This is a genomic window from Kitasatospora sp. NPDC059599 (genome assembly GCF_042735125.1).
Taxonomy (GTDB): Bacteria; Actinomycetota; Actinomycetes; order Streptomycetales; family Streptomycetaceae; genus Kitasatospora.
Genome location: NZ_JBHWCL010000016.1, coordinates 92,464 through 99,484, shown reverse-complemented (window position 1 = coordinate 99,484; position 7,021 = coordinate 92,464). Strand labels below are relative to the sequence as shown.

11 protein-coding genes and 1 tRNA gene are annotated in these 7,021 nt (G+C 72.4%); 9 read left to right on the top strand and 3 right to left on the bottom strand.

What is annotated here, in order from left to right; translation table 11 throughout:
* Together ACFV04_RS09050 and ACFV04_RS09045 are read right to left on the bottom strand one after the other, a co-directional pair.
* Positions 1 to 303 (bottom strand): hypothetical protein (locus tag ACFV04_RS09050; protein ID WP_380527822.1); only part of this gene is annotated, 303 nt, incomplete at its 3' end.
* 15 nt (positions 304 to 318) lie between these two features.
* A complete protein-coding gene (locus ACFV04_RS09045) occupies positions 319 to 801 on the bottom strand; it encodes an ATP-binding protein (RefSeq protein ID WP_380527821.1) in 483 nt (160 codons plus the stop codon).
* Between the two features lie 159 nt (positions 802 to 960).
* Between ACFV04_RS09045 and ACFV04_RS09040 the strand changes: the two genes are divergently transcribed.
* The 9 genes from ACFV04_RS09040 (at position 961) to ACFV04_RS09000 (ending at position 5,436) form a co-directional block, all read left to right on the top strand.
* Positions 961 to 1,908 carry a Scr1 family TA system antitoxin-like transcriptional regulator gene (locus ACFV04_RS09040; protein ID WP_380527818.1) on the top strand — a complete coding sequence of 316 codons (948 nt, stop codon included), beginning with the start codon at positions 961 to 963 and terminating at the stop codon, positions 1,906 to 1,908.
* Positions 1,871 to 2,002 carry a DUF397 domain-containing protein gene (locus ACFV04_RS09035; RefSeq protein WP_380338876.1) on the top strand — a complete coding sequence of 44 codons (132 nt, stop codon included), beginning with the start codon at positions 1,871 to 1,873 and terminating at the stop codon, positions 2,000 to 2,002. The genes ACFV04_RS09040 and ACFV04_RS09035 overlap by 38 nt, the downstream gene beginning before the upstream one ends.
* Positions 2,003 to 2,022: 20 nt before the next feature.
* Positions 2,023 to 2,217, top strand: a complete 195-nt coding sequence (locus ACFV04_RS09030) for a DUF397 domain-containing protein (RefSeq protein WP_380527816.1) — start codon at positions 2,023 to 2,025, stop codon at positions 2,215 to 2,217.
* A 109-nt stretch (positions 2,218 to 2,326) separates the two neighbouring features.
* Complete coding sequence (locus ACFV04_RS09025) at positions 2,327 to 2,524, top strand: hypothetical protein (RefSeq protein WP_380338881.1); 198 nt, start codon at positions 2,327 to 2,329, stop codon at positions 2,522 to 2,524.
* A gap of 9 nt (positions 2,525 to 2,533) precedes the next feature.
* Positions 2,534 to 2,938 (top strand): type II toxin-antitoxin system VapC family toxin, encoded by a 405-nt coding sequence (locus tag ACFV04_RS09020; protein ID WP_380338883.1) that lies wholly within the window; start codon positions 2,534 to 2,536, stop codon positions 2,936 to 2,938.
* 70 nt (positions 2,939 to 3,008) lie between these two features.
* Positions 3,009 to 3,092 (top strand) — tRNA-Leu (locus ACFV04_RS09015).
* A 187-nt stretch (positions 3,093 to 3,279) separates the two neighbouring features.
* Positions 3,280 to 3,462, top strand: a complete 183-nt coding sequence (locus tag ACFV04_RS09010) for a hypothetical protein (protein WP_380338885.1) — start codon at positions 3,280 to 3,282, stop codon at positions 3,460 to 3,462.
* Positions 3,463 to 3,523: 61 nt separating this feature from the next.
* Complete coding sequence (locus ACFV04_RS09005) at positions 3,524 to 4,765, top strand: histidine kinase (RefSeq protein WP_380527813.1); 1,242 nt, start codon at positions 3,524 to 3,526, stop codon at positions 4,763 to 4,765.
* Complete coding sequence (locus tag ACFV04_RS09000; RefSeq protein ID WP_380527810.1) at positions 4,762 to 5,436, top strand: response regulator; 675 nt, start codon at positions 4,762 to 4,764, stop codon at positions 5,434 to 5,436. Before ACFV04_RS09005 ends, ACFV04_RS09000 begins: the two co-directional genes overlap by 4 nt.
* A gap of 95 nt (positions 5,437 to 5,531) precedes the next feature.
* Here the strand turns inward: ACFV04_RS09000 and ACFV04_RS08995 are convergent, their stop codons facing one another.
* Complete coding sequence (locus tag ACFV04_RS08995) at positions 5,532 to 6,974, bottom strand: amidase (protein WP_380527829.1); 1,443 nt, start codon at positions 6,972 to 6,974, stop codon at positions 5,532 to 5,534.
* Positions 6,975 to 7,021: the final 47 nt, after the last annotated feature.

Here is a 7,021-nt window from a genome sequence, read left to right as displayed (position 1 = left end):
GGTCAGGAAGAGGTCGATGACGGCGCGGTCGGTGTCGGTGAGGGTGGCGGGGACGTCGAAGACGCCGAGGGCTTCGAGGAGTTCGCCGGTGTCGGTCTCCGAGCCCGGGCGGGGGTGGGCGAGGAGGGCGGTGTGGCAGTCGTCGAGGCGGCGGGTGGCCTCGGCGGCGGGGATGCCGAGCGCGGCGCAGACCGCCTGGGCGGCGCGCAGGGGGTGGCCGGTGCGGCGGGCGAGGGTGGCGTAGGCGGCGGCGGGGGTGACGGCGGTGTCGAGGAGGTGCCGGGCGGTGAGGGCGAGTCGCATGGTGGGGGCCTCCGTTCAGACGGCGTGGGCGGCGGGCGCGTGGGCGGGCGTGGGCGCGGGCACGGGTGTGGGCGCGGGGGCGGGGGCGATCAGGGCCCAGACGAACTTGCCGATGCCGCCGGAGCGGGGGCAGCAACCCCAGCGCTCGGCCAGCGCGTTGACGAGGAACAGCCCGCGTCCGCACTCCGCGTCCGCGTCGGCGTCGGCGGGGGCGGTGGGGAGGGAGGGGCGGCCGGTGCCGGCGTCGTGGACTTCGATGCGGAGGCGGTCGCGGATGACGGCGAAGCGGACCCCGATCAACCGGTCGTCGGGCGCGTCGGAGTGCTGGACGGCGTTGGCGAAGAGTTCGCCGAGGAGGAGTTCGGCGGTGTCGGCGTAGCGCTCGCCGGAGGGGAGGCCGGCGAGGTAGGCCCGCAGGAAGAGACGGGCCAGCGGCGTGGAGGCGGTGCGGGAGTCCAGCCGGGCAGAGAACATGCGGGGGCGGCGCGAAACGGGCATGGCGAAGTACCTCAGGGGGCGTATGAGGGAGCGCGAGAGTAGTGCGCAATCACGCTATGCATGCAAATGACTGCGTTCTGGTGTCAATCATCGAGGCTGCGGAGGTACGGTGACGCCAGAACGACGTGCGGGACGTGCGGAGCACAACTGGGGGCAGTCATGGCACAGCGGAAGACCAAGCGGGGGACGACCGCCAGCTCCGCGATCATGTTCGGCGAGGAACTCAAGTACGCCCGCGAGGCGGCGGGCTACACGCAGGAAGCGGTCGGCAGGCTCCTGCACTGCGACCGGACGGTGCTCTCGCGGATCGAAAGCGGCAAGCGGAAGCCGTCGATCGAGGAAGTCGAGGACCTGGGTCGGCTGTTGAACGCTGTGGACCTGTTGATGCGGCTGTACGGCCGGGTCGACTGGAGCGCCTCGATCGAGCACCCGGATTGGTTCCAGGAGTATGCAGACGCTGAGGTCATTTCTATCGGGCTGAGGGCGTACCAGGACAGTGTGATGTACGGCCTGTTGCAGTGTCCGCAGTACGCGCGGGCGATCTTCGCGGCCGGCGATGCGGCCGGAAACTCGGAGGAGATCGAAGAGCTGACCAGGGCTCGACTCAGTCGGCAGAGCCGTTTCCTCGCGGCCGACGGGCCGTTGCTGCTGGTCATCCTCGATGAGAGTGCCATCCGCGCGGTCGTGGGTGGGCCGAGCGTGATGAGAAGTCAGATGGAGCATCTACTGCGAGTGGCGCAGCTTAGGAACATCGTCATTCACGTGGTGCCGTTTTCGAATCGGCGGACTGTCATCGACACGGCTATGGTGTTGTTGGAACTGCCGGAAGGGCAGCACCTGGTCTACTCGGAGAGCCTCGATCGAGGGCATCTGAGCAATGATTCCGCCACCGTGGCCAGGCACCAGCGTCGCTATGATCGACTCCGCGGCGAGTGCCTGTCAGAGAGTGACTCGCTTCGGCTGATCGCCGAGGCGCTGGAGGGGTTCAGGGATGACGAAGAACGAGCTCGCCGCAGCCGCCTGGCGGAAGAGCAGCTACAGCGGCACCAACGGCGGCAACTGCATCGAGGTGGCCCCCGGATTCCCCGGCCTCGTCCCCGTTCGTGACTCGAAGGACCCGCAGGGTCCGGCGCTCGTTTTCCCGGCGGCCGCGTGGGAAGCCTTCGTGACGGCCGTCCGTGAGGGCGACTTTCCGGCGTAGGGCTCATGAGGGAGTTGGCCATGCTGGTCTGGCGGAAGAGCAGCTACAGCGGCAACAACGGCGGCAACTGCATCGAGGTGGCCCCCGGACTTCCCGGCCTCATCCCCGTTCGTGACTCCAAGGACCCGGACGGCCCGGTCCTCGTCTTTCCCGCCTCCGCCTGGAACTCCTTCCTCTGCGCCGTCCGCACCGGCGTCCTCTCCGGCAGCGACTGACTCCTCGGCCCCGATGCCTTCGCGTTCAGTGCCGACGAAGTCACCCACCGTGGTGGGGCCCTATCATGGTTCCCGTAAGTCCCAGCCGATCGCCAGCGGGAGGTCACCCATGAGCGCTGCGGAAGCTGAACGCCCGATCTACCCGTCCGTGCGCCCCCGGGTCACGGTGGAAGAACTGCTGGCTGCCAAGAACACGCAGCCGATCCGCTCTCTCGACGATCTCCAAGCCGACACCTTCGAGTCGGACGAGGAGTTGGACGAGTTCCTGGCATTCGTGCGTGCCGAACGTCAGCGGAATGTGGCCTGAGGGAGCAAGGTGCAACCTGTCATCCTGGACACCGACGTTGCTTCGCTGACTCACAAGCGCAGGTTGGCCGATCCGCTGGCGAGCCGCCTGGTGGGTCGGCGACCGGTGATCACGTTCGTGACCTTCGGCGAACTGGCGAAGTGGAGCGAGGTTCGTGACTGGGGCGGGAGACGCCGGCAGGAGCTCGCGGACTGGCTGTCGGGCATCCCGGTACTCCCCGGCGACGAGGCGGTGGCCGCTACCTGGGGCAGGCTCTCGGCCGCAGGCCTGAAGGCCGGCCTTCCGCGTCCGGTCAATGACATGTGGATCGCGGCCTGCTGTCTCACCTACGACCTTCCGCTGGCGACGTTGAACCTGAAGGACTATGCGTACTTCAGGGAGGAACACGGGCTGCGCGTGCTGGGTGCGGAGTAGTGCACCCCGTCGCCCGGAGGTGGTCGGAGGTACCCCTCGGGATGGTCTATAGTTAACCCATCACCCAGATGCGCGGGTGGCGGAATAGGCAGACGCGCTGGATTCAGGTTCCAGTGCCCGAAAGGGCGTGGGGGTTCAACTCCCCCCTCGCGCACAGCGAACGGCCGGTCGATCTTCGGATCGACCGGCCGCTTTGTTTTGTTCAGCCGAGCCGCCGTCCTCGCCAAGCTCGCCCCGGCCGCCCGGCGCCACCACCGGGTCGAGGTCGGAGCTGCTCGGCGGGCCCCGGCCAGCGCTCACCGATCGCCGGGACCGCCGAATACCCGCGCTAGCCTTCCGGGATGAATCGAACGGGCCGTTACCGGTGGCGCACCCGGCTGCGCGGCCGCCTGCCGTGGTTCCTGGTCGACCGGGAGGTGGCCGGGAAGGGGCGTCGGGACTGCGGGAACCACGAGTGGTACAACCACGACGGCGTCGTCGCGCGTTGCTACCACTGCGTGGTGGGCGAGCGGGCCTGGCAGTGATCGGGACTGCTCCCTCGATCGGGGGAGGTCGGCTCCCCGGCGCCTGGCAATACTTGCGTCCATGATCAACGTTCTTCGGCCGCTGCTGCGCGGCTCCACGTATTCGGGTGTGCTGTTCGCCGTTCTGGGGGCGTTGGCGGGGTTGCCGTTGGCGCTGGTCGCGCTGGTGCCGGTGGCCGGGATGCAGGCGGACCCGTACTTCCTGTCGGCGGTGTTGTCGCTCGCGCTGTGGGTGGTGCTGATCGGGGCGGTGGGCCTCGCCGGGGCCACCCGGCGGGTGCTGGTCCGGTCGGCGCGGCGGCTGCTCGCGGTGGCGCTGCCGGATCCGGTGAAGGGGGCGGCGGGGGAGCGCTGGCGGACGCCGGCGTTCCTGGTGCTGCACGTGGCGCTGGGGTGGGCGGTGCTGTTCGGCGGGAGCGTCCTGCTGACGATGGCGGTGACGCTGCCGGGGGCGTGGGTGTCGGGTGAGGCGCGGGTCAGCCTCTTCGGGTGGGCCACGGACCTGACGGGCGGCTGGAGCTGGGTGGTGTCGGCGGCCTGCCTGGTGCTGGCGGTGGCGCTGTTCGTGGCGGTGTCGGGTGCGCTGCGGTGGCTGGCGCCACGGCTGCTCGGGCCGTCGCCGGCGGAGCGGCTGGCGATGGCGGCGGAGCGGGAGCGGGCCTTGGCCGAACGCAACCGGCTGGCGCACGAGTTGCACGACTCGATCGGGCACACGCTGACCGCCGCCACGATCCAGGCCGCCGTTGCCGGTGAGATGCTGGCCGCCGATCCGGCGGCGGCCCGGGCCGCCATGCGGAGCATCGAGGAGTCGACCCGCGCGGCGCTGGAGGACCTGGACTACGTGCTGGGCGTGTTGCGGGACGAGGAGGCGGCCGCCGCGCCGACCCGGACCCTCGCGGACCTGCCGGAGCTGCTGGACCGGCTGCGGCACGCGGGCGCGGTCGTGGAGGCGGAGGTGCTCGGTGACGGGGCGCGGGTGCACGGCACGCTGTCCCGGGCCGCGTACCGGATCCTGCAGGAGGGCCTGACCAACGCGCTGCGGCACGGCGCGGGCGGGCCGATCCTGCTCCGGGTGGCGGTGGCCGAGGAGGGGCTGGACCTGAGCGTCGACAACGAGGCGAAGCCGGGGCCGAGTGGTTTTCCGACCTCCGGCCACGGCCTGCCCGGCCTGGCGGAGCGGGTGCGCCTGCTGCACGGCGAGTTCGAGGCGGGGCCGTACGGTGTCGGCAGCGGCAGCGGCAGCGGCACCGGCGAGCGGCGTTGGCGGCTGGCCGTCCGGCTGCCGATACGGTGGGCCGCGTGAGCAGCCCGGAAGCCCCCGTCACCGTCCTGATCGCGGACGACGACGCCGTGACCCGCAGCGGCCTGAGCACCCTGCTGGGCCTCCAGCCGGGCATCGCCGTGGTCGGGCAGGCGGCGGACGGTGTCGAAGTGGTCGAGCGTGTCCGGCAGCTGCGGCCGGACGTGGTGCTGATGGACGTGCGGATGCCGCGCCGCAACGGGATCGACGCGACCCGCGAACTGCTCGCCGACAGCGCCGCCCCGCCGAAGGTGGTCGTGATCACGACCTTCGAGAACGACGACTACGTCACCGCCGCCCTCAGCGCCGGCGCGAGCGGCTTCGTGCTGAAGCGCCGGCCCGTCCCGCAGATCGCGGAGGCGGTGCGGGTGGTGGCGGCCGGGGAGGCGGTGCTGTTCCCGGCGGCGCTGCGCCGGATGGTGGCGGCCCGTCCGCTGGGTGCGGCGGAGGCGCTGCCCCGGGCGGCGCTGACCGGCCGGGAGGAAGAAGTGCTGCGGCTGATGGCGACGGGGTCGTCGAACCCGGAGATCGCGGTGGCGCTGACGGTGAGCCTGGAGACGGTGAAGACGCACGTGGGGAACGTGCTGACCAAGCTCGGCGCGCAGAACCGCACCCATGCGGTGGTGCTCGCGTACGAGTCCGGGCTGGTGGTTCCGGGCCTGCCGGGCGCGTGACCGCCCCGGGGCCTGCCGCCGGCCCCGCCGCCCGGCCCCGCTGCCGCCCCCGCCCCGCCGCCGTCCCCGCCGCCGCCGTCGGGCGGTGGTACGGGTCAGGGCCTCGGGTCGACGGGGGTGAGGACGCCGAGGCGGTCCTCGACGGCCTGCGCGGCGGCCAGGCAGAGGTCTTCGCGGAACGCCCGTCCGACGATCTGCACGCCGGTGGGGAGGCCGTCGGCGGCGAGTCCGGTCGGGACGGCGACGGCGGGGACGCCGACGAAGCTGGTCACCGAGCAGAGGCGCATGGCCGTGGCGACGCGGTCCCGGCCCTCCTGGTCCCGAGATTCCAGGCCGGGTTCGACGGGCGGCTCGGTGAAGACCGGGCCGAGCAGCAGCGGGTGGTGGTGCAGGAACTCCGTCCACGAGCGGCGGATGTTCATCCAGGCGCCCATGAGGCGGATGAGCCCGGCGGCGTCGGCGGGCGGGGTGCTGCGCATGGTCAGCTCGATGTAGCGTTCGCCGCCCGCGCCCAGCAGGCGCCGTACGGCGGGCCAGTTCGAGGCGAACTCGGTGACGGCGAGGCGGTGGTAGACGTCGAGGGCCTCGTCCAGCCGGGGGACGTCGGGGACGTCCTGCACGTCGTACCCGGCGGCGCGCAGCGCGTCGGCGGCGGTCTCGACGGCCCGGCGGACGGTGGGGTGGACGCCGAGGCCGCCCGGGTCGGCGACGACGGCGACCCGGAGCGGGCCGTCGTGCGGTTCCGCGGAGGGCGGGCCGCCGTGCCGGGGGACCGGACCGCCGTAGAGGGGGACCGGGACGGCGCGCGGGTCGCGGGGGTCGGGGCCGGCCAGGGTCTCGTAGGCGAGCCGCAGGTCGGCGACCGTGCGGGCCAACGGGCCGTCGGTGAGCAGGACTTGGGAGGCCGGTCCGGGGTCGTCCGGGCCGATCAGGCGCTGGTCGGCGGGGAAGCGGCCGGTGGTCGGTTTGAGCGCGGCGACACCGCAGAAGGCCGCGGGGATCCGGACGGAACCGCCGGAGTCGTTGCCGAGCCCGAGCGGGGCCATGCCGGCGGCGACCGCGACGCCGTCGCCGCCGCTGCTGCCGCCGGGCGTGCGGCTCGGGTCCCAGGGGTTTCGGGTGTCGCCGTAGAGCTCGCTGACGGTGTGCATCCCGGAGAGGATCAGGGTCGGCATGTTGCTGTGGCCGATGGGGATCGCCCCCGCGGCGCGCAGTCGGGCGACGGGGACGGCGTCGGCGGCCGCGACGTGGCCGCGCAGGTGCGGGGTGCCGAAGGTGGTGGGCACGCCCGCGATGGGGGTGCACTCCTTCACGGTGAAGGGCACGCCCGCGAGGGGGCCGAGTTCCTCGCCCGCGGCGCGGCGGCGGTCGGTGTGCCGGGCGGCGTCGCGGGCGCGGTCGGCGAGGAGCTGGGTGACGGCGTTCAGACGGGGGTTGACCTCGGCGATGCGGTCCAGGTGGCTGTCGATGACGTCGAGGGCCGAGACGTCGCCGGCCCGTACGGCGGCGGCGAGTTCGGCGGCGGGTTTGCTCCACAGGGGCACGGCGGTGGTCTCCTCGATGGGTTCCGGTTGGTTCCGACTGG